The organism is Acinetobacter sp. WCHA39, from assembly GCF_002165385.1.
Taxonomy (GTDB): Bacteria; Pseudomonadota; Gammaproteobacteria; order Pseudomonadales; family Moraxellaceae; genus Acinetobacter.
In genome coordinates this window covers 100,129-122,157 of record NZ_NHRP01000008.1, presented here as the reverse complement: position 1 = coordinate 122,157, position 22,029 = coordinate 100,129, and the positions used below count along the sequence as shown (strand labels likewise).

The 22,029-nt window shown below is 39.8% G+C and carries 22 protein-coding genes; 11 read left to right on the top strand and 11 right to left on the bottom strand.

Features of this window, described 5'->3' with window-relative positions; genetic code table 11:
* Positions 1–77 precede the first annotated feature (77 nt).
* The gene (locus tag CDG56_RS06160) at positions 78–1,976 is read left to right on the top strand and encodes an ATP-binding cassette domain-containing protein (protein WP_087547272.1); all 1,899 of its coding nucleotides are present in this window, start codon (positions 78–80) and stop codon (positions 1,974–1,976) included.
* Positions 1,977–2,035: 59 nt separating this feature from the next.
* Here CDG56_RS06160 and CDG56_RS06155 read toward each other — a convergent pair whose 3' ends face one another.
* A complete protein-coding gene (locus tag CDG56_RS06155) occupies positions 2,036–2,566 on the bottom strand; it encodes an O-acetyl-ADP-ribose deacetylase (protein WP_087547269.1) in 531 nt (176 codons plus the stop codon).
* Positions 2,567–2,695: 129 nt separating this feature from the next.
* Between CDG56_RS06155 and CDG56_RS06150 the strand changes: the two genes are divergently transcribed.
* Positions 2,696–3,631: a hypothetical protein gene (locus tag CDG56_RS06150; protein WP_004659087.1), complete on the top strand. Its 936-nt coding sequence runs from the start codon at positions 2,696–2,698 to the stop codon at positions 3,629–3,631.
* A gap of 282 nt (positions 3,632–3,913) precedes the next feature.
* On the opposite strand, the gene CDG56_RS06145 is transcribed toward CDG56_RS06150, so the two are convergent.
* Complete coding sequence (locus CDG56_RS06145) at positions 3,914–5,023, bottom strand: endonuclease/exonuclease/phosphatase family protein (protein ID WP_087547271.1); 1,110 nt, start codon at positions 5,021–5,023, stop codon at positions 3,914–3,916.
* Positions 5,024–5,212: 189 nt separating this feature from the next.
* Between CDG56_RS06145 and asd the strand changes: the two genes are divergently transcribed.
* From asd to truA, 5 genes are all read left to right on the top strand, one after another.
* Complete coding sequence (gene asd, locus CDG56_RS06140; RefSeq protein ID WP_004659097.1) at positions 5,213–6,331, top strand: aspartate-semialdehyde dehydrogenase; 1,119 nt, start codon at positions 5,213–5,215, stop codon at positions 6,329–6,331.
* A gap of 141 nt (positions 6,332–6,472) precedes the next feature.
* Positions 6,473–7,975 carry a FimV family protein gene (locus CDG56_RS06135; RefSeq protein ID WP_087547268.1) on the top strand — a complete coding sequence of 501 codons (1,503 nt, stop codon included), beginning with the start codon at positions 6,473–6,475 and terminating at the stop codon, positions 7,973–7,975.
* A gap of 61 nt (positions 7,976–8,036) precedes the next feature.
* Positions 8,037–9,227 carry a FimV domain-containing protein gene (locus CDG56_RS06130; protein ID WP_087547267.1) on the top strand — a complete coding sequence of 397 codons (1,191 nt, stop codon included), beginning with the start codon at positions 8,037–8,039 and terminating at the stop codon, positions 9,225–9,227.
* A gap of 44 nt (positions 9,228–9,271) precedes the next feature.
* Positions 9,272–10,240 (top strand): asparaginase domain-containing protein, encoded by a 969-nt coding sequence (locus CDG56_RS06125; protein ID WP_171295108.1) that lies wholly within the window; start codon positions 9,272–9,274, stop codon positions 10,238–10,240.
* Positions 10,241–10,256: 16 nt separating this feature from the next.
* Positions 10,257–11,054, top strand: coding sequence for a tRNA pseudouridine(38-40) synthase TruA (gene truA, locus CDG56_RS06120; RefSeq protein WP_087547265.1), 798 nt, complete (start codon positions 10,257–10,259; stop codon positions 11,052–11,054).
* Between the two features lie 40 nt (positions 11,055–11,094).
* On the opposite strand, the gene CDG56_RS06115 is transcribed toward truA, so the two are convergent.
* A complete protein-coding gene (locus CDG56_RS06115; RefSeq protein ID WP_087547264.1) occupies positions 11,095–12,102 on the bottom strand; it encodes an AraC family transcriptional regulator in 1,008 nt (335 codons plus the stop codon).
* 229 nt (positions 12,103–12,331) lie between these two features.
* Between CDG56_RS06115 and infA the strand changes: the two genes are divergently transcribed.
* A complete protein-coding gene (infA, locus tag CDG56_RS06110) occupies positions 12,332–12,553 on the top strand; it encodes a translation initiation factor IF-1 (protein WP_001284370.1) in 222 nt (73 codons plus the stop codon).
* Between the two features lie 61 nt (positions 12,554–12,614).
* On the opposite strand, the gene CDG56_RS06105 is transcribed toward infA, so the two are convergent.
* Positions 12,615–12,986, bottom strand: a complete 372-nt coding sequence (locus CDG56_RS06105) for a lysozyme inhibitor LprI family protein (protein ID WP_004659107.1) — start codon at positions 12,984–12,986, stop codon at positions 12,615–12,617.
* Positions 12,987–13,175: 189 nt separating this feature from the next.
* Between CDG56_RS06105 and CDG56_RS06100 the strand changes: the two genes are divergently transcribed.
* Complete coding sequence (locus CDG56_RS06100; RefSeq protein ID WP_087547263.1) at positions 13,176–13,556, top strand: hypothetical protein; 381 nt, start codon at positions 13,176–13,178, stop codon at positions 13,554–13,556.
* Between the two features lie 67 nt (positions 13,557–13,623).
* Here the strand turns inward: CDG56_RS06100 and leuB are convergent, their stop codons facing one another.
* The 4 genes from leuB to leuC all read right to left on the bottom strand — a co-directional run bounded on the left by leuB (position 13,624) and on the right by leuC (position 17,542).
* Positions 13,624–14,703, bottom strand: coding sequence for a 3-isopropylmalate dehydrogenase (leuB, locus tag CDG56_RS06095; RefSeq protein ID WP_087547262.1), 1,080 nt, complete (start codon positions 14,701–14,703; stop codon positions 13,624–13,626).
* A 43-nt stretch (positions 14,704–14,746) separates the two neighbouring features.
* Positions 14,747–15,322 (bottom strand): hypothetical protein, encoded by a 576-nt coding sequence (locus CDG56_RS06090; protein WP_087547261.1) that lies wholly within the window; start codon positions 15,320–15,322, stop codon positions 14,747–14,749.
* A 138-nt stretch (positions 15,323–15,460) separates the two neighbouring features.
* Positions 15,461–16,111 (bottom strand): 3-isopropylmalate dehydratase small subunit, encoded by a 651-nt coding sequence (leuD, locus tag CDG56_RS06085; protein ID WP_087547260.1) that lies wholly within the window; start codon positions 16,109–16,111, stop codon positions 15,461–15,463.
* A 12-nt stretch (positions 16,112–16,123) separates the two neighbouring features.
* On the bottom strand, positions 16,124–17,542 hold the full coding sequence (leuC, locus tag CDG56_RS06080; RefSeq protein ID WP_087547259.1) for a 3-isopropylmalate dehydratase large subunit: 1,419 nt from the start codon (positions 17,540–17,542) through the stop codon (positions 16,124–16,126).
* A gap of 270 nt (positions 17,543–17,812) precedes the next feature.
* Between leuC and CDG56_RS06075 the strand changes: the two genes are divergently transcribed.
* Positions 17,813–18,019 carry a DUF2061 domain-containing protein gene (locus CDG56_RS06075; protein ID WP_087536325.1) on the top strand — a complete coding sequence of 69 codons (207 nt, stop codon included), beginning with the start codon at positions 17,813–17,815 and terminating at the stop codon, positions 18,017–18,019.
* Between the two features lie 53 nt (positions 18,020–18,072).
* Entirely contained in the window at positions 18,073–18,936 is an 864-nt protein-coding gene (locus CDG56_RS06070; protein WP_087547258.1) for a LysR family transcriptional regulator, read from the top strand.
* 16 nt (positions 18,937–18,952) lie between these two features.
* On the opposite strand, the gene CDG56_RS06065 is transcribed toward CDG56_RS06070, so the two are convergent.
* From CDG56_RS06065 to CDG56_RS06055, 3 genes are all read right to left on the bottom strand, one after another.
* Positions 18,953–19,714 (bottom strand): hypothetical protein, encoded by a 762-nt coding sequence (locus CDG56_RS06065; protein ID WP_087547257.1) that lies wholly within the window; start codon positions 19,712–19,714, stop codon positions 18,953–18,955.
* A gap of 73 nt (positions 19,715–19,787) precedes the next feature.
* Positions 19,788–20,534, bottom strand: a complete 747-nt coding sequence (locus tag CDG56_RS06060; protein WP_087547256.1) for a sporulation protein — start codon at positions 20,532–20,534, stop codon at positions 19,788–19,790.
* A 55-nt stretch (positions 20,535–20,589) separates the two neighbouring features.
* A complete protein-coding gene (locus CDG56_RS06055; protein WP_087547255.1) occupies positions 20,590–22,023 on the bottom strand; it encodes a DUF2252 domain-containing protein in 1,434 nt (477 codons plus the stop codon).
* Positions 22,024–22,029: the final 6 nt, after the last annotated feature.

The window sequence follows — 22,029 nt, the reverse complement described above, 5'->3', positions numbered from 1 at the left end:
TTGAATGATTTCTTCTTGGTCTACGTGCCATAAAATACTCCATATATTGATGTTTATAACATCATTTGAGGAGCAGAATATCACTTATAGGAGTTGTTCAAATTTACGGATCCATCTCTCTACTCGACGGCGCGAACTTTAACCTAGAACGTGGCGAACGAGTCTGTTTAATTGGTCGTAATGGCGAAGGCAAGTCTACTTTATTAAAACTGATTGAGGGAAGTTTATTACCTGATACAGGTGAAGTTTCGATTCAAAATGGTTTAACTGTTTCAATGTTAGCCCAAGACGTGCCGATGGATTCAGGCAAAGTGGCCGATATTGTTGCTGATGGCGCAGGAGAAGCTGCAACCGTACTCAAAGCCTATCATGAAGCCAGTGATGCCTGTGTATTAGGCGATATGGAAGCCTGCGACCATATGGGCATGTTACAACACAAGCTCGATCAGCTCGATGGTTGGGCACTTGAAAACAAAGTAAATACCATTTTAGGTAAAATGGGGCTAGATCCAAATGCAGATTTAGCAGATCTATCAGGTGGACGTAAGCGTCGTGTGCTCTTGGCACGTGCCCTACTTACCCAACCTGATGTGTTATTACTGGACGAACCGACAAACCATCTGGATGTTGAAAGTATTGAATGGTTAGAAAAGTTCTTACTTGATCAAAATAATCTAACTCTTTTATTTATTTCACATGACCGTTCTTTCGTAGATAGCATTGCAACACGTATTGTTGAACTCGATCGTGGTGTTTTACGTGGTTATGAAGGCAATTATTCACGCTATTTAGAGCTCAAAGCTCAGCAAATGGAAGCTGAAGAAAAACAAAATGCTTTATTTGATAAAAAATTAGCAGAAGAAGAAGCTTGGATTCGTCAAGGGATTAAAGCACGCCGTACCCGTAACGAAGGCCGTGTCCGTGCCTTAAAAGACTTACGTGAACAATCTAAAGCGCGTCGTTCACAGCAAGGCAAGGTCAGTATGGCGACACAAGAAGCTCATCGTTCAGGCAAATTAGTGTTTGAGATTGAAAACCTAAGCGTCAGTTATGGTGAGCAACCGTTAATCAAAGACTTCTCAGCGATCGTATTACGTGGTGATCGTATCGGTTTAGTCGGTGATAATGGTGTCGGAAAAACCACACTCATCAAAGCGATTCTAGGTGAAATTGAACATAGCGGTGCGGTGAAAACAGGTACTCAACTGGAAGTGGCTTATTTCGATCAACTTCGTAATGCACTCGACCTCGAAAAAACCGTTATGGCGAACGTATCGGAAGGCTCAGACTTTGTCGATGTGAATGGTAACCGTCGTCATATCTATAGTTATTTACAGGACTTTTTATTCTCACCTGAACGCGCACGCACACCTGTGAAAGCCCTTTCTGGTGGTGAGAGAAACCGTATCCTATTAGCAAAGCTATTACTCAAACCATCGAACTTGATCGTGATGGATGAGCCAACCAATGACTTGGATATGGTAACACTTGAGTTGCTTGAAGAAATGCTGTCTGACTACAAAGGCACTTTGTTACTGATCTCGCATGACCGTGCTTTCATGGACAATGTCGTCACTTCGACTTGGGTATTCGATGGTAAGGGCAATATTGATGAATACATTGGTGGCTATCAAGATTACTTGGAACAACGCCCTGACCAAAAAGTGGTTGATCAGAAAAGTGATGTGAAAAAAGCGCAAGCCAAAGCCGAAGCAGCGGCTGTCGTAGCATCAGTACCAAAGAAGGTCAAGCTGAGTTACAAAGATCAGCGTGAGTTAGAACAACTCCCTGCTGAGATGGAAAAGCTAGAAAAAGAACAAGCCGAACTTTCAGCAAAACTTGCAGATGGTTCTTGGTTTGTCTCTGACGCTAATGCTGCAACTTTAGCGAGTCAACGTTTAGCAGAAATTGAAGAATCTTTGCTTGAGAAATTGGAACGTTGGGACATCTTAGAAAATATGTCGAAAGGCAATTAATCAGATGATGAGCATCTATCATTATATGGATAGATGCTCTATTAAAACCCAATGAATGCTTAGATTTCAAAATCATCTTTTAATGACTGATAAATATTAAAATTTTCATCATCAAAACAAACAAAAATTACTTCTTGGACTGACTGACTTTGTTTTAACTCGTCATTAATCACTTTAAACGCGATTTGAGCAGCAAGTTGTTTAGGAAATCGATAAATTCCTGTTGAAATATTTGGAAAGGCAATTGTTTTTAAACCCAGATGATCAGCGAGTTTAAAACTATTACGATAAGCATTTTCTAATAAAATTGGTTCGTTTTTCTCACCATTGAACCATGTTGGTCCAACAGTATGAATCACATATTTTGCTGGTAGATTTCCTGCGGTGGTTATCACCGCTTCACCTACTGCACAACCACCTTGTTTGGCACGGATTTTTTGACACTCTGCCAAAATCGCGGCACCTCCACGACGATGAATTGCACCATCCACCCCACCTCCACCTAAAAGTGAGGTATTTGCTGCATTGATGATAGCATCCACTACAATCTGGGTAATGTCTCCCTTAAGTATGCTTATCTGTTTCAACATGGTCTCCTGATCAAAATAATTATTTATCTATACACAAAAAGGCTGTGCTTTATCTTTTAGATTTAAAGTCGTAAAACCGACTTCATGTTACACTGCTTCAAAATTCAATATCATTCATATTTCTAGTTTATGAGCCAACAATCGTCTTATATTCCTGGTGAGTTTCAATGGGAATTTTTACTCCCTAAGTATTGGAAAATCTGGATCGCCATCACTTTTCTCATGCTCTTAGCAATCTTACCTTGGGCAATTCAATGGCGCTTGGCACATGGTTTAGCCTCATTATGCTGGCACTTGCTCAAATCACGTCGAAAAACCACAATCAGAAATCTGGAAGTTTGCTTTCCTGAATGGTCTCCTGTTGAGGTTGAAGCACAAGCAAAACAAGTGTTTGTCGACATGATGTTGGGTGTATTTGAAACATTGAATGCTTGGTATTGTCCAAATTGGTTTAAAGGACGCCATAGTATTGAAGGGCTAGAGCACATCAACTCAGCCAAAGCTCAAGGCAAAGGTATCTTATTGCTAGGTACACACAGTACTTTATTGGATGCCGGTGGTTATATTTGTGCTCAATATTTTGAGCCTGATGTGGTCTATCGTCCTCAGAATAATCCGATGTTGGATATGCTGATTTATCGTTGTCGCGCAACCATTTATCAACAGCAAATTGATCATGATGATATGCGAGGCTTAGTTCGTCGCTTAAAAGATGGCGGTGCGATTTGGTATAGTCCAGACCAAGATTTTGGCTTAAAACAAGGTGTCATGGCGCCTTTTTTTGGTGTTCCTGCTGCCACTGTTACTGCACATCGTCGTCTATTAAAAATCTCCAAATCTGTTGCAATCCCGCTTTATTTTTATCGTTATGGTGATGTTCGTAATCCACAATACAAAGTTTTGATTGAGCCTATTGTTGAAAATATGCCGAGTGAAAATGAACTCGATGATGCAATTCGGGTGAATAGAATTATTGAGGCTCAATTGCGCATTGCACCAACTCAATGGATGTGGTTTCACCGTAGATTCAAAACCCGAGCAGAAGGTTACGAAAAAATTTATTAATATTTAGAGAAAATTAAAGCCCGAGTTTCGCATCCTGCAAAACTCGGGCAAATGAGGTTGTGCTTTCACATCTTTGTTATTATCTTGCTTCCATCGCATGCATCATATCCATAATGCTTTTTCCATCTCAGCATTGTTATCCTTAAACGGAAATCCATTCCTGCGTCCATGTGCTGATGTATTTAGAATAAATCTTTTGATCAAACTCGACTATTCGCCGTAGACTTAAATCAATGTACGATATTGCTTACATCACGATATTTGCCATTTCATTCTATTGAGTCACTTATAAGGCTGAGCCAATTCATCAACAACTTGCTTGTGCTCTTGTTCTGCTTTTTCTATACCATCCCGAATCGCTTCTTGAGCCTCTTGTTCATCTTCAGCGCTTTGTTCTAGTTCTTCCTGCTGTTGCTCAAAAATACGACCCGTCTGTAAAACGACATAAATTGGAAAATGATCAGAACCTATATGAGATAAGCGTTTCATTTCCACTAAGCCAAAGTCAGTACTATGAAAGATATGGTCTAAAGACCAACGTAAAAGTCGATAATCTGCGTGAAAAGTATTCATGAAATAGCGACCTATCCGTGGATCTAGCAAACCACTGATTCGTTGAAATAATCGCGTGGTGCGTGACCATGCCACATCATTAAGATCCCCCATGACAATACAACTTTCATCCAAATCTTTTATTCGATCGCCAATAATTAAAAGCTCGGCATCTCTTAAAGTTGAATCTTTAGCTTCAGTTGGGCTTGGTGGTTTAGGGTGTAAACAATATAACTGAACTTGGATACCTGAACGTAATGTTACCGAAGCGTGTATAGATGGAATTTCATCACTTAAGATAAATTTCACTTCTGTATCGTGCAATGGCAAGCGGCTATATAGATGCATACCATATAAGTTATCTAAAGGTACGGGCACGCGATAAGGATAATCTTGTTCAATGTGAACTAACGCATTTTGCCAACTTGAATCTGACTCTAATGTCAGCACAACATCAGGTTTTAGTGTGTCTATATGCTCAAGTAATAAATGATATTTATCATTTGGCGTCAATACATTGGCAACCAGCAATGAGATTTGCTGGTTTTCATTGATTTGCTCAGGCTTAACTTTTTGAACTTGTTTTTTCCAAATCGGGGTATATGGAAGAACCATTTTCAACTGATAAGCGATTGCTGCGACCAGTCCAACAAACAGCAACTCGGTAGTCAAGGTCCATTTGGGAATGGCAAATAACATTGCAAAAAAGGAGAAGAGACCGAGTGCCAGAATCTGTAAGCGCGGAAAGTCTGCACCTCTAAACCACCACTCATCTCTGGGGATTAATGACCAAAACGAAAGCCATATAACCAATACTGCACAAATCTGAATCCATATCATGTTCATTTTTCTCGTGGGGATGTCTTAGATTCTCAATAAAGTTATGGCTTTATCAATTTTCTATCTAATACAAACAAGTTATTTCACTCAATTAAATTATCGTTTTATTTACGTAAAGCTTGCAGTTGTGGTCGCTTTTGATACACTCAAACCCCTTAAAAGTTTTTTGAAATACCGAGGCACAATGACATGAAAGTAGGTCTGGTCGGTTGGCGTGGGATGGTGGGTTCTGTCCTTATGCAACGTATGGTTGAAGAGAATGATTTTGCTCATATTGAGCCATTCTATTTTTCTACCAGTAATGCAGGTGGCGAAGCGCCTTCATTTGGTGGTAAGACTGCACCAGCACTTATGGATGCGTCAGACATTAACAGTCTGAAGCAAATGGATGTCATTTTAACCTGTCAAGGTGGTGATTATACATCTGAAATTTTCCCTAAGCTAAAAGCTGAAGGTTGGGATGGTTACTGGATTGATGCAGCATCTACACTACGTATGGCAGATGATGCGATCATCGTACTTGATCCAGTCAATTTAAACGTGATTAAAGATGGTTTAGTCAACGGCACTAAAACTTTCGTTGGCGGTAACTGTACAGTTTCTTTAATGTTGATGGGTTTAGGCTCTCTGTTCCAAAATAATTTAGTGGAATGGGCAACTTCGATGACTTATCAAGCAGCTTCTGGTGCGGGCGCGCAAAACATGCGTGAATTGATCACTGGAATGGGCTATTTATATAACAATACTAAAACGTTATTGGATGATCCAAAATCTGCAATTCTTGATATTGACCGTCAAATTGCCGAGTTGCAACGTGGCGAAGGTTTTCCAAAGTCTAACTTTGGTGTGCCATTAGCAGGTTCATTGATCCCATATATCGATAAACAGCTTGAAAGTGGTCAGTCAAAAGAGGAATGGAAAGGTCAAGTTGAAACCAACAAGATCTTAGGCAATCAACAGATTGTTCCTATTGATGGTCATTGTGTTCGTATTGGTGCAATGCGTTGTCACTCTCAAGCCATTACTTTGAAGTTGAAAAAAGATGTTGCGCTTGATGAAATCGAAGATATGATTCGTCAATCAAGCCAATGGGCGAAAGTGGTTCCAAATACCCGTGAAGCCTCTATGACTGACCTTACTCCTGTTGCTGTGACGGGTACTTTAACAGTTCCAGTTGGTCGTTTACGTAAGCTCAATATGGGTAAAGAATATTTAGGTGCATTTACAGTAGGCGATCAGCTACTTTGGGGTGCTGCTGAACCTTTACGTCGTATGCTTCGTATTTTGGTTGAATACAAGAACGCTTAAGCAAAAACATTTAAAAAACAAAAGCCGATCACATTTGATCGGCTTTTGTTTTTTATCAAACATGAATATTTTACAATTCATTTACATCACGGTAATGTATACTTTTGAATTGACTAAAACATCACTTTTTCATGGATCGAGATGACTGTTTATAACAAATTAAAAGTTGCCATTTTAGCCATCATTTCTTCGCAACACCTTTATGCGATTACACTCGATCCATTGCAAATCCAATCTGCACCTGGTGAATTACTCTATGCAGAAATGAGTTTTCATCAAGCTGATCCTACCGCAAAATTAGATGTAGGCTTAGCAACACCTGAAGATCTTTTAATGATGGGTGCTGCTCATCAGCCTCCGAGTGGCCTAAATTTTTATACACGTCGCAATTCACAAGGTGAAGGGGTGATTGTGATCACTTCTACACGTCCAATGATAGACAGTGAACTTAATATTATTCTTAAAATACAAGAAAGTGGTGCATCACATTTAAAGCATATTAAGCAACCTATAGGACAAAGTTCGAGAGCGATATACGCTAAAGCAGCTGCGAATGAAAAAACACTTTCACCTAAATATATTGTCAGTGAAAAAGATATTGCGCTCAATTTACCCGAAAGCACTCGCTTCAGTTCACCGATTGCAACAAATGTAAAAGAGCTTAATTTAAAGCAAGAAAATTTATTAAATGTCTCCTCAGCTTTACCACCCATATTAAATAGCTCACAATCAAAGCAAAGCTCTCCAGTAGCAATATCTGTTGTTACAACGCCGATACCAAGCCAAAATCAGGACACTGCAACTGCAAAAATTAGCCCTAAAATCGAAACAAATAATATAAATACGACTGCACCAGTAAAAGTTGAATCAAATCCAACGCCTACCATGACTAAACAGCCTATTGTTCAAGTCGCAGCTCAGCCAGTTCAAACTGCGAGTCAACCACCAACACCAATCGAAAAAAAATCAAAACCACTCGATACAAAGCCAGCCGAACCACAAGAGAAATTTAAAAAACAACAACCTACACAAACTGCACAACAAGCTAAAAAGAAAGCACCTGCCACAAATAGCAATTCCATGACTGCATCTAATAACTCAGCTCAACAGCATGTCGTGCAGCGTAATGAATCTTTGTGGAGTATTGCGCAACAAATCGCATCACAAATACAACAGCCTGTTGCTAAAGTTATGAATCAGATCAAAGCACAGAATGAGCATGCTTTTATTGGTGGCAATGCAAATCGTTTAAGACAAGGGTCTCGTTTAAATTTCAATCTAAATACAACACCATCTCGTCAGAATACAGCTATAAATCAAATAGCAGCACAGACAACACATCCTCGATCAGGTCAAGCCAAATATCGCCTGCAGCAAGCTGAAATGTCACTGGTCGCTGAAAGTAACCAAGATTCAAGCAATGGAAGTGCGAAAAAAGACACATTACAGCAAAAAACCAGTGCAGATTTATCATTAAAAGTTATGACAGCACGAGAAAAAACCGTTACATTACAAAGAAACGTAACACAGTTAGAATTGGCATTACGCAACAAGGAACAACGTATTCAGCTATTAAATGCTCGGCTTGCAGAGTTACAAGATCAGTTGAAAGTGCAGCAGGAAACTAAAAAGCCAACACGCTAGGTTACGAGAAGATTCTCATAAATTTGCAACAAAGCGGCTCTATCTTTAAGGGGTATAGATCATGTCAACTATAATAATTGTACTGCTAATCGTTGCATTAGTTGTTGCAATCGTTTTAAAAAAACGCAGTGACAATCAAACTACTGCAACATCTAAAAAAGGTGCTACAGCAAAATCAGCGAAGAAAGCAGCTACAACTAAAACTTCACGTACGACATTAGCACGTGAAGAACAGGAATCTGTTCCAGCCGCCGCAACCGCGATTCCAGAGTCTTTACGCCAGAAAATTGAACAGCAAATTCAAAGTGGCAATTATCAAAGCGCAGAAGCACAAATCAATCAGATTTTAAAACAAGATAACTCCCAACATGAGTTATATTTATTTCTCCTTGATATTCACTTAGCTCAAAAAGATGATTTTGCAATTGATCAATTGATCAAACATATTCATGCTTTGAAACTTGATGATATTGCTCAAGCTGCTGAAGCAAAACAACGTGAATATGAAAAAAATAAACAACCTGATGCAATTGAGTTCAGTTCAAGCTCAAGCCATTTTCAGCAAACCAGCACATCAGATAGTTTAGCAAAAGAGCAAAACAATGCAGATTTTGACGCATTAGCGGCATCAAAAACGTCACAATCATTTGATGACTTACAATCTGGATATGTTGCACCAGCAGAAGAAGCTAAACCAGTTGAACCAGTCCCAGAAGTTCAGCCATTAGATTTTAATTTTTCCTTTGAGAAAAAGGAAACAACTGAAGCTGCGCCAACAATCGAGCAACAAGAGAATAAAGAGCCTGCTCCTTTAGAATTCTCATTCAATTTAGACGCTGCACCTGCAACTTCTCCTGTAGTTGAAGAAGCAAAGCCTGAATTAGATTTCAATTTTTCAAACTTAGAAGTTACAGAACAAAAAACTGAAGCAGCGCCAACGTTAGATTTTAGTTTTGAACCGACAGAAAACAAGCAAGTTGAAGTTACAGAAACAGTTACAGAATCAGTTGTTGAACTTGAACCTGTTCAAACCTCGCTTCAAACTACATCTGTTGCAATCAATGACCCTCTTGTACAATCATTTCCTGATTTACAACAGCTTGATGAAGCACAGCTCAATTTAGAACTTGCTGAGCAATATATTGAATTGGGCGCTTATGATTCTGCACGTGAATTATTAAAAAATAGCCCGTCATTTAATGCAGAGCAACAACAACATTCACAAAGTTTACTGAATAAAATAGCTTCCTGAATTTGATCGGTCTAATATAAGCAGTCTCTCAGACTGCTTTTTTTATGATGAAAAAAATCGCTTTAATTTATATGGGTGGGACGTTTGGTTGCGTTGGCGAACCATTGATGCCGATGCCAGAACAGGATTTTCTACCTTTACTAGCTAAGATCATTCCACCTCATTTACAGGTCGAATGCTTCGCTGCGCCTAGTATCAAAGACAGTAGTGCCTGCACCGCAACGGATTGGCTAAAGTTGGTACAACAAATCCAGCAATTGCAACTCAATGGTTTTCAACATTTTGTCATTATTCATGGGACAGATACTTTAAGTTACGCTGCAGCAACACTTGCTCGTTTCTTGGGACATTCTTGTCATGCCATCATTACAGGTAGCCAATACCCATTATTGAATATTGAAGGCAATGATACCCGTGAATTTACAGATGCCACAGGCAACCTATATTTAGCATTAGAGCAAGTCCTCACTTTGCCAACTGGTGTTTATCTGGCATTCCATGAACAAGTTTTTCACGCACAAACGACCTTAAAAGCACATACCACTGAGTTGGATGCTTTCGTCGGTCTTAAAGCAGATCAAAGTTGTCAAACCACAGCAGATTTTCTTGTTGTTCAAAATGAATATATTCAGCAAGCAACTGAACTCAGCATCTTAAATTTGATGTTGCAGCCGATTGCAAAAGAACAACTCATTCTACAGTTAAAAAATATTCTGCTTAACCCACCAAATTTCTTGATTCTACAAGGATTTGGCACAGGCAATATTGCAGTAAATGACGAAATTCTGATGCTGTTTGAGCAACTGTATCAAAAAAAATGTCTGCCTATTATCAGCACCCAAGTGACCTTTGGGCAACTAGATCAACGCTATGCCGTCAGTTCATGGATTCAATCTGCCAAAGTTTTAATCAATGATTGCCATAGCCATGCTGATTTATATGCAAAAGTCTTGCAAATCTATTTAAAATATCCGAGCCACGAACAATGGTTCGCGAATTGGCATCAGCATTAATATTTGAGGTTAAAACATGCAACGTTATGCAATCGGTATTGAATTTTGTGGCACGCAATACCGTGGCTGGCAAACCCAGCAGCCTGGCGTTGCAACTGTTCAAGAGACCATCGAGAAAGTACTGAGCCGTATTGCCAATGAGCCCATTATTTTGCATGGTGCTGGACGAACTGATGCTGGTGTACATGCAACCAATATGGTGGCTCATTTCGACACCAAAGCCATTCGCCCAGAACAAGGTTGGATTCGTGGCACCAATAGTCAACTTCCAAAAGATATTTCAATTCAATGGATTAAATGCATGGATGAGAACTTCCATGCACGGTTCAAAGCCACTGCACGACGTTATCGTTATGTCGTCTATAACGCACCCACCCGTCCTGCACTATTGTATAAACAAGTCACTCATCTTTATCAAAAATTAGATGTACCGAAGATGATTGTCGCTGCAGCAAAATTTGAGGGAACGCATAACTTCGAGACCTTCCGAGCTGCTGCCTGTCAATCCAATCAACCCATACGTCATGTAAAACACTGCCGTCTATTTGAACATGGACGCTATTTAGTATTAGATATTCAAGCCGATGGATTTTTACATCATATGGTACGCAATATCATGGGATGCTTACTAGAAATCGGACAAGGTATGTATGAGATTGATCATATCGATACCATGTTTGCCGCAGAAGACCGTACAGCGGCTGGCATCACCGCCCCACCTGATGGTTTATATTTTATTCAGTCCTATTATCCTGATGAGTTTGATTTACCACAGCTGCCTTTAGGTCCCCAATGGTTAAATCTACCTGAATAAAAAAAGCCTTATCGGGAGATAAGGCTTTTTCCTTAGAAAATTAACGCTGTTTACGCTTACGATATTCGACAGGGGTTTCATTCGTCCAACGCTTAAATGCACGATAAAACGTACTTGGTTCAGAAAAACCCGTTAAATACACAATTCTTTCTACACTTTCATTGGTATTCGCCAATAATTTCTTCGCTAGGCGGCAACGATAATCTGAAAGGATTTGCTGGAAGCTCGTATTCGCCTCGCTAAGCTGTGTTCTTAAGCGTCGTGGCGTGATGCTTAATTGAGCTGCAACTGTTTCTAACGTAGTTTCACCACTTTCTAAAGTTGAACCAATGGCACGGCGGACTTCACCAACCAAATCATACCGTGCAAGCTCTTGTAATTTCTCAATCGCTAGTTGTTCATGTAATTGTAGTAGTTCTGGTTCAGCTTGCCACAATGGGTAATCAAGCACAGCATGATCAAAATAAAGGCGGGTTTCTTTTTGACCCAGACTGACGGGACAGCCATACACTCGAAAATATTCATCATCATCCGCACCCTCATTGAAGTTAAAGTCAATGTAGATCGGCTGAAACTGCCCTTCGGTGATGAATTTAAAGAAGCGAAGAATACCTGACATCGCACATTCAGAAAAATGGCGATTGACCAGATTGTCAGACCAGTACTGTTCGCCATTGCTTAAATAACAGCGTCCATCCTGAATCACCAGTTTGGCATCAAAGGCATCACTGATCAAACGCTGATAGGCTAGGGCACGTTTCAGACCCTCCCCAAAGGTTTCACTACTGATAAATAGATGTTCAATCACCTGCCCACGATAAAGTGGCAGATGCTCACCTAAGTGTAAACCAATGTCTGGGTCATTGCTCACGTCCTGTGCCGCAATCCAGAATGCATTTTGCGCACTTAATGGCGTTCTGGCATTGGTATCAATTTGATTTAGCGCTACCCCTGCTTTTGTTAGAATCTCTTCAGTTGGCAATCCCGCTTTACGAATTGCCTGATAACCAAAGCGCAATACAACTGATGCATCTGTTAACTGACCCACTCAGTGCCCTTCCCTGTAGATACGTTCTTGTAACAATAACAACAATTTTAGATTAACGTTGATTGACCAAACTGACAACAATATTCTGCTTCTTTTGTTAAAAAAGATTGTCAATTGTCCGACAGTTTTTATGAATAAAGATCTAAAAGGTTTACATACGCTTCACCTTGTAAAATTCAAATAAATTGACTATAATTTGCCCCTTTCCAATTTGATCATCAGGTAGGCTATGGCCAATAAAGAGGAACTCATTGAGTTCGAAGGCGTTGTCACCGAAACGCTTCCTAATACGATGTTCCGTGTACGTTTAGAAAACGGTCACGAAGTTATTGCTCACATTTCTGGTAAAATGCGCAAACACTATATCCGTATTTTGACGGGTGACAGTGTAAAAGTAGAAATGACACCTTATGACTTAACAAAGGGTCGTATCACTTATCGCGCGCGCTAAGAGATTCGTGAATGCAAAAAAGCCACATTTTGTTTGTGGCTTTTTTTATGCTTGATTCTTATTACTCACTCAAACGTGTTGTTTTACACCCTACCGTTTGACACTCACGTAATCTTTCCTCTAACCAATGATTACGCTCTTGTGTCGTCGTAAGTCTACATTGCACGCTTACGCTATTTTTTTGATCATCAGTACATTCTGCATCTCGATGATGAATCCATGCGAGCTGGGACTTTTTAAGAATCTTTTGTTGTGTCTCATTGAGTTGGTGACGTAATTGCTGGTAATTTTTATTTAAATCAGCATCAGCACTCGCATAAATTTTATTCGTGCAATAAATATCATCATACGTATTGCGTGCCTTATCACAATTATCTGCATGACTGAATGTTGCTAAAGCGCCACACATCAGTCCAAATATAAATTTGTGCATCAAGTTTTCTCAATCGCTTAATATCCTATCTATCTGAGCATATTTGAACTCAATTGAATATTGCCTAAAAATAGACTAGTTTGTATATTTTTATCAATTCACACAAATGAACTCGACACCAACATCATTTAAGGATTGAATAAACATAGATGAGAGGATAAGGATTAATCAAAATAAAAATTTAAGTATTTGTTATTTCTAATCATATTATCTTTACAAGCATGTACCACTGCATACCAAAATCGAACCAGCCTACCTGATTATTTACAACTTTTTATCGGGCAATCTGCAACCATAATCCAACAGCCGTTCGATTTAAAACCTTTAGGTTTTCAGACTATCGCCCAACCAATCAAACAAAACAATCAGCTGATTTACACTGTCATTCGCCCAATTCGTATTCCTATTCCTATCGCTCAATCGGCTGAACTTGGTGCTCAAAATATACCAATCCAAAGTGCTGGCAATACAGATAGTACTTATGATCTCAATTTAAAATGTCACATCATTTTTGAGCTAGACCAACAACAAATTGCTCGCTCTATTCGCTATGAAGGCAAGGCTTGTTAGTTTGCTTATATACCATTAAGTTATAAAAAAACGCAGCCCAAGCTGCGTTTTTTATTGGCTATAATTCTTAGTTTAGTGCTGAAACTACAGCTTCACCCATAGCATCTGTACCAACTTTTGTCATGCCTTCAGACATAATATCTGCTGTACGCAAACCTTGATCTAATACTTGACCCACAGCATCTTCAATTGCTTTTGCTGCAGCTTCTTCACGGAAGGTATAACGTAACATCATCGCAACTGAAAGAATAGTTGCCAATGGATTAGCAACATTTTGACCAGCAATATCTGGTGCAGAACCATGACATGGCTCATACATGCCTTTGCCATTTTCATCTAAAGATGCAGAAGGCAACATGCCGATCGAACCTGTCAACATTGCTGCTTCGTCAGATAAGATATCACCAAATAAATTACCCGTAACGATCACATCAAACTGCTTTGGTGCACGCACTAACTGCATCGCAGCATTGTCAACATACATATGTGAGAGTTGAATATTTGAATATTGTGCTTGCTGTAAATCAGTAACCGTTTGCTTCCACAATTCAGTCACTTCCAATACATTGGCTTTATCAACCGAGCATACTTTGCCACCGCGCAAGCCTGCTAGCTCGAATGCAACTTTGGCGATACGCTTGATTTCACTTTCTGAATAAACATCAGTGTTATAGCCTTGTTTTTCGCCATTTTCTAATTCGCGAATACCACGTGGTTGACCAAAGTAGATCCCCCCCGTTAATTCACGAACAATGAGGATATCCAAACCAGCAACGATTTCTGGCTTCAAACTTGAAGCATCAGCCAATTGTGGATAAAGAATCGCAGGACGTAAATTTGCGAATAAATTCAATTCGCTACGAATTTTAAGCAAACCACGTTCTGGACGGATTGAACGCTCAATCGTATCCCATTTAGGTCCACCAACCGCACCCAACAAGATTGCATCGGCTTTTTTCGCCTGTTCACTAGTGACAGCTGGGTAAGGTTCACCATGTACATCAATCGCAGAACCACCCAACAAACCATGTTCCCATGTCAAACCTAAATTAAATTTTTCATTGACCTTGGTCAGAACTTTCTCAGCAGCGCCCACAATTTCAGGACCAATTCCATCACCTGCCAAAATTAAAATATGTTTAGACATCTATTTTTCCAGTTTCATTAGCGCAGTTTTTAACTGCAAATCATTAAATCTTTTTCTCAACAAACTCGCCCAGTCCTGTCACCACATCATATGGGCGGCAGAAGCGGCGAATGGTATGCTGCTCTTGCTGTAAATCCACACATAAGGGTTCAGGTGCAGACACATTCAACAGGCTATCTGAGCGTTTTTCCCTGTCCCGATACATTTTAAAGGTATAGCTTTGATGCGGCTTAAATGCATGAATCACATGGAAGGTTTCAGCTCGGTCTGGTGAAATAGGATAAAAGCGAATGACTACTTCATATTGTTTGGCTGGTACATTTAAGTAGACTTGTTGTTTTCTACTAAAAACCGAACCATGCAATCGTACAATCCCTCGCTCCATCGCTTGTTGGCTAATACGGTGCGATTTTGCATCGATCACGGCAATGTCATTGATTCGTTCAAACTCACAATTTTCGACGCCTGAACAATACAAAGTTGCATTTTCTGCTTTATTGCCTACTGTATTTTGGGCAATACGAACCTGATCAACAACAGTCGGCGCGTTTTGGCATGCCGTTAACGTTGTCGCAAGACCTAAACACAGCAAAATACTGTAAGCGAGTCTTCTTTTCATTATTCGAGCCCAGTCCTCATAACATGCACACATGCAAGCAAATATTATTCGCTAGCATGTTAGCAAGAGTTCCATGTCTGCGCTATGACTATCTTTAAAATGTCCCCAGACATTAAAGTATCTCCACTCAACAAAAGCCTAGGCCTTTATTTCCTGAAACACCCAAGGACGTACTTGTTTTGCCTTGGCCTCAAAAGCGCGAATATCATCTGCCACTTGCAAAGTTAAGCCAATATCATCCAAACCATTTAATAAGCAGTGCTTACGGAAGGGATCAATTTCAAATTTAAATGCTTCACCTGTTGGCGTGCGCACTTCCTGAGCTTCTAAATCGATGGTCAATTGATAACCTTCTGTTTCAGCACATTCCTTGAATAACTGATCAACAATCTCTTCAGATAAAATCACAGGCAACATGCCATTTTTAAAGCAGTTATTAAAGAAAATATCTGCAAAGCTTGGCGCGATCACGGTACGGAAACCATATTCATTTAATGCCCAAGGCGCATGTTCACGGCTAGAGCCACAACCAAAATTCGTGCGTGCCAATAGAATTGTTGAACCTTGATAGCGCGGTTTATTCAATACAAATTCAGGGTTAATTGGACGTTTACTAATGTCCTGCCCCAAATAACCTTCATCTAAATAACGCAATTCATCAAATAAGTTATCGCCAAAACCTGTGCGCTTAATTGACTTCAAAAACTGTTTTGGAATGATTAAATCAGTATCAACATTTGCACGATCTAAAGGTGCAACAATACCTTGTTCTACAGTGTATTTTTTCATGATTTTGCTCCTTTAGAATGAACGTACATCAACAAAATGACCTGCAATAGCAGCCGCTGCAGCCATTGCTGGGCTTACCAAATGTGTACGACCACCGTTACCCTGACGACCTTCAAAATTTCGATTCGAAGTAGATGCACAATGTTCGCCTGGTTGTAATTTATCAGCGTTCATTGCTAAGCACATTGAACAACCTGGCTCACGCCATTCAAAACCAGCGTCTAAGAAAATTTGATCCAAGCCTTCTTGTTCTGCTTGTTGCTTCACCAAACCTGAACCTGGAACGATCATCGCCTGTTTAATACTAGATGCAACTTTACGCCCTTTCACGACATCTGCCGCAGCACGAATATCTTCAATACGAGAATTGGTACATGAACCAATAAAGACACGATCCAATTGAATATCAGACAACGCTTGACCAGCAGTTAAACCCATATATTGATAAGCACGAGTCCAGTCATTACGTTGAACATCATCTTTTGCTTGTTCTAAAGTCGGTACTGCTTGCGAAACAGGAATTACCATTTCTGGAGATGTTCCCCAAGAAACCTGTGGCTCAATCTCAGCACCATTCAATACGACTACTGCATCAAATACAGCATCTTCGTCTGAGTGTAAGGTATTCCAATATTCTACGGCTTGATCCCACTGCTCACCTTTAGGCGCATAGTTACGATCTTTCACATAAGCGATGGTTTTGTCATCAACAGCAACCATACCTACGCGTGCACCTGCTTCGATTGCCATGTTACATACGGTCATACGCCCTTCGATCGACATATCACGGAACACTTGACCACCAAATTCAATGGCATAGCCTGTACCACCAGCCGTTCCAATTTTCCCGATAATCGCTAAAACAACATCTTTAGACGTCACGCCTTTGCCTAAGACACCATCAACACGAACAAGCATGTTTTTCGATTTTTTCTGTACTAAACATTGAGTTGCTAACACATGCTCAACTTCAGAAGTTCCAATTCCATGTGCCAAACAGCCAAAAGCACCATGTGTTGCAGTATGTGAATCACCACACACCACCGTCATGCCAGGCAATGTCAAACCCTGCTCTGGCCCAACTACGTGCGCAATACCCTGACGGATATCATTGATACCAAATTCAGTGATATTAAATGTTTTACAGTTATCATCTAAAGTTTGAACTTGGATACGAGAGGTATCATCTTCGATTCCAGCAATGCCTTGCTCACGCTCTTTTTTAGAAGTTGGAACGTTATGGTCAGGTGTTGCGACATTGGCACTTAAACGCCATGGCTGACGATCAGCAAGTTGTAAGCCTTCAAATGCTTGAGGGCTAGTCACTTCATGTAATAAATGACGATCAATATAAATCAAGCTTGAACCATCATCACGTTGCTTAACTAAATGGTCATCCCATAATTTGTCATATAATGTCTTGCCTGCCATGTCGTCGCTCTCCAACGTGCTTGTCATAGGACTGGGTAACTAAATCTTAAATTTATTATAACAATGCTTTAACATAAATCTAATTTATCATTTTTATTAGTTATTAAACTTTTTGGAATAAATAATTCATTTGTGCATCAATTTTTTTCAATAAAGAGATCAATGCTTATCTATCTAAAAGTTCGATCATCGAGAGTAGAAATTTCTTTTTTACTTTTTAAATGATAATTATTATTATTTAATCAAGTAGAGTTTGAAAGGGTGAGCGATATGGCAAACATTCAGCAATTCGTGATTAACAATCGACGGACTTTAAAAAAAACCTTGAGTTACTACATCATGCATATTAGTGTTGCGATGATAGTTGCCTATATGATTACGGGAAATTTAATCATGGCTGCAACCTTAAGTTTAATTGAACCAACCGTACAAGCTTTTGCCTTTTTCTTCCATGAAAAAGTTTGGAATTATTTCTAATTTTCCGCTTCAATATCTGAGCACCTATTTTAAAGTTATTTGAGTAAGTCTGTATGAATCTTGCTGCATTTGAAGCATTTTTAAAAGTAATGGAAACGGGTTCGATTTCGATTGCAGCAGAACAATTATTTATTACTCAACCTGCGGTAACCAAACGAATTCATACGCTTGAAGAATATTTTGGAGTAAAACTGTTTGAATCCGCAGGACGCGGCATTCAACCGACCCATGCTGCATATTCTTTATTACCTAAAGTGAAAACATGGCTCAACGAATTAGGTGAAATTCACCATACACTGAGTCATGAGCAGAATCAGGTACAGGGTCGTTTAAAAATTGGGACGAGTCATCATATCGGATTGCATCATCTCGCAGACCCACTGAAAGCTTTTGTGCAATCTTTTCCACAAGTCACTTTAGATGTGCATTTTGTAGACTCAGAACAGGCGCATGAACAAGTTTTAGCAGGTGAACTCGAACTTGCCTTTTTAACCCTCCCTCCCATTGGAGATGAACGACTAAGCTACTTGACGATTTGGAATGATCCTTTGGTTTTTGTGACCTCACCTTTTCACCCTTTAGCACAACAATCACAACTTAAATTAGAAGATTTGATTGCTTATCCTAGCCTTTTACCCGCAGCACACACTTATACCAGTCAAATCACATTAGCAGAGTTTGAAAAAAAGAGCTTAAAACCTAAAATCAGCATGAGCAACAATCCTTTAGAATCAATCAGGATGTTAGTTTCTATTGGTTTAGGTTGGTCGGTATTACCTAAAACGTTGGTGAATCAAGATTTAAAACAACTTGATCTGAATCTCGATATGCAACGTCAACTGGGTATGGTGTGGCATCCTGCACGGATTCAATCTAAAGCAGCGGAAGAATTAATCAATATGATGCAACTTGGCTAGGCTAGCTAAAGCTAAGTTAGTCACCGCCTCCGCCACAACTGCTACAGCTACTGCCACAACTGGATGAAGATGATGATTGATCTTGCATATATTTTGCAAAATTTTTAGTCATTTGCGCCAGTTCAAACGATTGTCCATTTTCCCAACCCAACACCTGATCAACGGCAAATAGTCGTGGCAATTGCATCGTATTGCTTGGATTATATCCATGTAACATACAGCTATATTTCCAAGCTTCAAATAATTGCTTTGCTTGTTCTTCTGGTCTCGTTGCTCCGTCATAAGGGCTATGATTCAACGTTCGACCTATGGTTTGCTCACATAATTGCTGATACTGGATCGGATATTGCAACATCACATGCCATAAAGCATCGACTGCATGTGAAGGCATGGCATAGGCTTGTTGTTGCATGGCATGAAGTGCCAAATAATCCTTAAAACCCAGTTCGATCAGGCGCCGTTGCTTTAGACCCAGTTCAGGATATTGATTTCGGAATTGATTCCAGAAAATTGCATCAATTTTTAGCTCATCTATTTTCTGCAATTTTTTACGGCGGGTTCGGGCAATCAGGGCATTATTAACCACAATAATGGTCCAGATAAAAGGAATAAGCACCCATCCAGTAAAGAACTGTTGTTGCCATGCATACATCAACAGTAAAATAATGAGGGGTAACAAAATCCAGCGTGTTTTTATCATCGGTTGCTGGCGTTCTAATTTGAGTAATGCTTCAAGCATATTGGAAGTATTTTCTTCCCGATCTATTTTTATTTTCATGCTTAAATCTTAAGAAGAAAAGATGACAATAAGATGACAAAAAACCTCCCATTAGAAAGGGAGGTTCAATCTTTTATCCAATCTGTAATAAACGGCGAACTTGCTGCGTGATCTGATTCACGTCCAAATTATGGTTTGATATGGTCATGGTAAGCAACTCGTCTGAGCGAAAGGTACGATCAATTTCCAGCATAATATGGGTTTGCTGCGCTTCAGCAACAAAGGATACCTCAACCTCATTAAAACCGCTAAACATGTTTGAAGATACAAATTCCAGCTCTTGGTAACAGCCAATCGTTGATCTAAAATTTCTTGCGGTAAGTTGCCCTTTTTCAACATCCACAGTCGACAGAACAAATCCACATTGTTGCATCGCCTGTAAAAAAGCCTGCATCGCTGGTGTTGGGGTCACTTTTAAATAGTCACGATCGGTTGAATCCAGTCCCCAGTCAACATCCATGTGTGTTTCAATCCATACACGAGCGCCATTACGTCGGCAGGAAACTTCAGTGATGGGGGTTTCATGAGGGATTTCCATGGTAAATGGAATATGATGTGACTCATTTGCAGCCAGCAAGAATTTCGAGCTAATCAACCACTGATCAAGCACCAAAGCCTGATTAAATTCATGATCGCCAGACTCAACCTCTGCAATGGTCATCAATTTTAGATATAAGCCATTAATTTCCTTATTCGTTGACCCACCAGTAAAATTAATTTCACCGCGTAGTGTCTCACCAGCCTGTAACGTAGGATTATATAAACGTGTTTCGACGTTTACCCCTTGCATATTTAAACCAGACATCATTTTTTTAAACATTTTTTTCACAAACCTTTTAAATTATTTCAATTCATCTGTAGCAATATACCGATGATTAAAGTGCCTCATCTCCAGCAATCTGAATCCTACCATCGGCAATCTCATTCATAAAATGCTGATAGTCATTTAAATTCCGTTCCATAGACTGTGTGGCATATTCCTGTAAAACCTCCACCATGGTATTCCCCTCACCCAGATAACCCATCAAAACATCGGCATTCCCCGCCTTGGCATGGGCATGGGCTAAAGCCAGACCACAGCTTTCCGCATATTCATGAAAATACTCATCGTCCATATCGGTTAAGTCGACTGAAATCTTCATATCACGTAGTTGGCGGACATGGAAATGCTGCCCCAAGGTGGAATAGCCAAGAAAAATATCGCTTGCAGCTTGCATCAACTGCTGGCCATACACCACACGCTCGCCTTCATGCTTCACTTTTTCAGGGAATAATGGACTTAAAATAGAGGGGTTGGCTTCTTTCATCTGTAAAATTAACGGCTCACGATCGGCATCCTGAAACAGTGCAATGGCTGAACGTGTACCCACGCTCCCCACGCCCACCACTTTGAATGCCACATCGGTACGTTGATAACGGTCAAATAGGACCTGCCGATCATGTTTCAATGAATCACGATACTGTCTAAAAAATTCATCCACATTCTTGCTGAACGGTTCATTTGGCTTTGGATGCCAAAGCAAAGGTTCATCATCAATAAAATGTCTGAAACCCGTCTCTTTGTCCTGTTGGGTCAGTTTAGGCAAAACCGAGTGGGCATTTCTCTTTTGTGCTGAATCAAGAAGTTTCTCTCTTTTCTTTCTGAGTTTTCGACATTCCGTATTTTCCAGCAATGTACTGGCATCAACTTTCTCATACCATACCTGTAATGGTGATAACTCCATATTTTCAAGTAAATGTTGGCGGTAACTATTCAACATGGTTTTAATGGCTTTTAAGCCTACACGGTTGCCCAACCCAACATCTTGTGCGGCAATCACAAAGCTGGTTGCCAAACGTTTCAAATCCCATTCAAATGGCGCAACCAATGTTTCATCAAAATCATTGATTCCGAAAAGAAGATTACGCTCGGGGCTGGCAAAACCACCAAAATTGCTTAAATGACAATCCCCACAGATCTGTTGAAATAATCCTGAGTTATGCTGTTCCCAAGCTTGATCAAACAACATTAATGACGGCATACCACGATAAAAGGTAAATGGAGACACACTCATCCGTTTGGCACGAATGGGCTTAAGCTGCTCTAAACGTCCTTGGTTACTCCAATCATAAATATTTAAAGCCGTTAGACCTTTAGGTCGTTGCGATAGTTGTGACAACTGTTCACGTGAAACTTTTTGACGTTGCGCTTTTCCTAATTTAAAACCTTCTTTTTTTGTCAGTAACTTACCTTGATAACTATGCCGAGTAAGATCAATGCAGTCTTCTGTCCAAAGTTGTTTTGGCAGTTTAATTTGTTGTTTTTTCATAACACC

Coding starts and splice junctions, on each gene's coding strand:
- CDG56_RS06155 (WP_087547269.1), bottom strand. CDS start 2,566: ATGTTGAAACAGATAAGCATACTTAAGGGAGACATTACCCAGATTGTA.
- CDG56_RS06150 (WP_004659087.1), top strand. CDS start 2,696: ATGAGCCAACAATCGTCTTATATTCCTGGTGAGTTTCAATGGGAATTT.
- CDG56_RS06145 (WP_087547271.1), bottom strand. CDS start 5,023: ATGATATGGATTCAGATTTGTGCAGTATTGGTTATATGGCTTTCGTTT.
- asd (WP_004659097.1), top strand. CDS start 5,213: ATGAAAGTAGGTCTGGTCGGTTGGCGTGGGATGGTGGGTTCTGTCCTT.
- CDG56_RS06135 (WP_087547268.1), top strand. CDS start 6,473: ATGACTGTTTATAACAAATTAAAAGTTGCCATTTTAGCCATCATTTCT.
- CDG56_RS06130 (WP_087547267.1), top strand. CDS start 8,037: ATGTCAACTATAATAATTGTACTGCTAATCGTTGCATTAGTTGTTGCA.
- CDG56_RS06125 (WP_171295108.1), top strand. CDS start 9,272: ATGATGAAAAAAATCGCTTTAATTTATATGGGTGGGACGTTTGGTTGC.
- truA (WP_087547265.1), top strand. CDS start 10,257: ATGCAACGTTATGCAATCGGTATTGAATTTTGTGGCACGCAATACCGT.
- infA (WP_001284370.1), top strand. CDS start 12,332: ATGGCCAATAAAGAGGAACTCATTGAGTTCGAAGGCGTTGTCACCGAA.
- CDG56_RS06105 (WP_004659107.1), bottom strand. CDS start 12,986: ATGCACAAATTTATATTTGGACTGATGTGTGGCGCTTTAGCAACATTC.
- leuB (WP_087547262.1), bottom strand. CDS start 14,703: ATGTCTAAACATATTTTAATTTTGGCAGGTGATGGAATTGGTCCTGAA.
- CDG56_RS06090 (WP_087547261.1), bottom strand. CDS start 15,322: ATGAAAAGAAGACTCGCTTACAGTATTTTGCTGTGTTTAGGTCTTGCG.
- leuD (WP_087547260.1), bottom strand. CDS start 16,111: ATGAAAAAATACACTGTAGAACAAGGTATTGTTGCACCTTTAGATCGT.
- leuC (WP_087547259.1), bottom strand. CDS start 17,542: ATGGCAGGCAAGACATTATATGACAAATTATGGGATGACCATTTAGTT.
- CDG56_RS06075 (WP_087536325.1), top strand. CDS start 17,813: ATGGCAAACATTCAGCAATTCGTGATTAACAATCGACGGACTTTAAAA.
- CDG56_RS06070 (WP_087547258.1), top strand. CDS start 18,073: ATGAATCTTGCTGCATTTGAAGCATTTTTAAAAGTAATGGAAACGGGT.
- CDG56_RS06065 (WP_087547257.1), bottom strand. CDS start 19,714: ATGAAAATAAAAATAGATCGGGAAGAAAATACTTCCAATATGCTTGAA.
- CDG56_RS06060 (WP_087547256.1), bottom strand. CDS start 20,534: ATGTTTAAAAAAATGATGTCTGGTTTAAATATGCAAGGGGTAAACGTC.
- CDG56_RS06055 (WP_087547255.1), bottom strand. CDS start 22,023: ATGAAAAAACAACAAATTAAACTGCCAAAACAACTTTGGACAGAAGAC.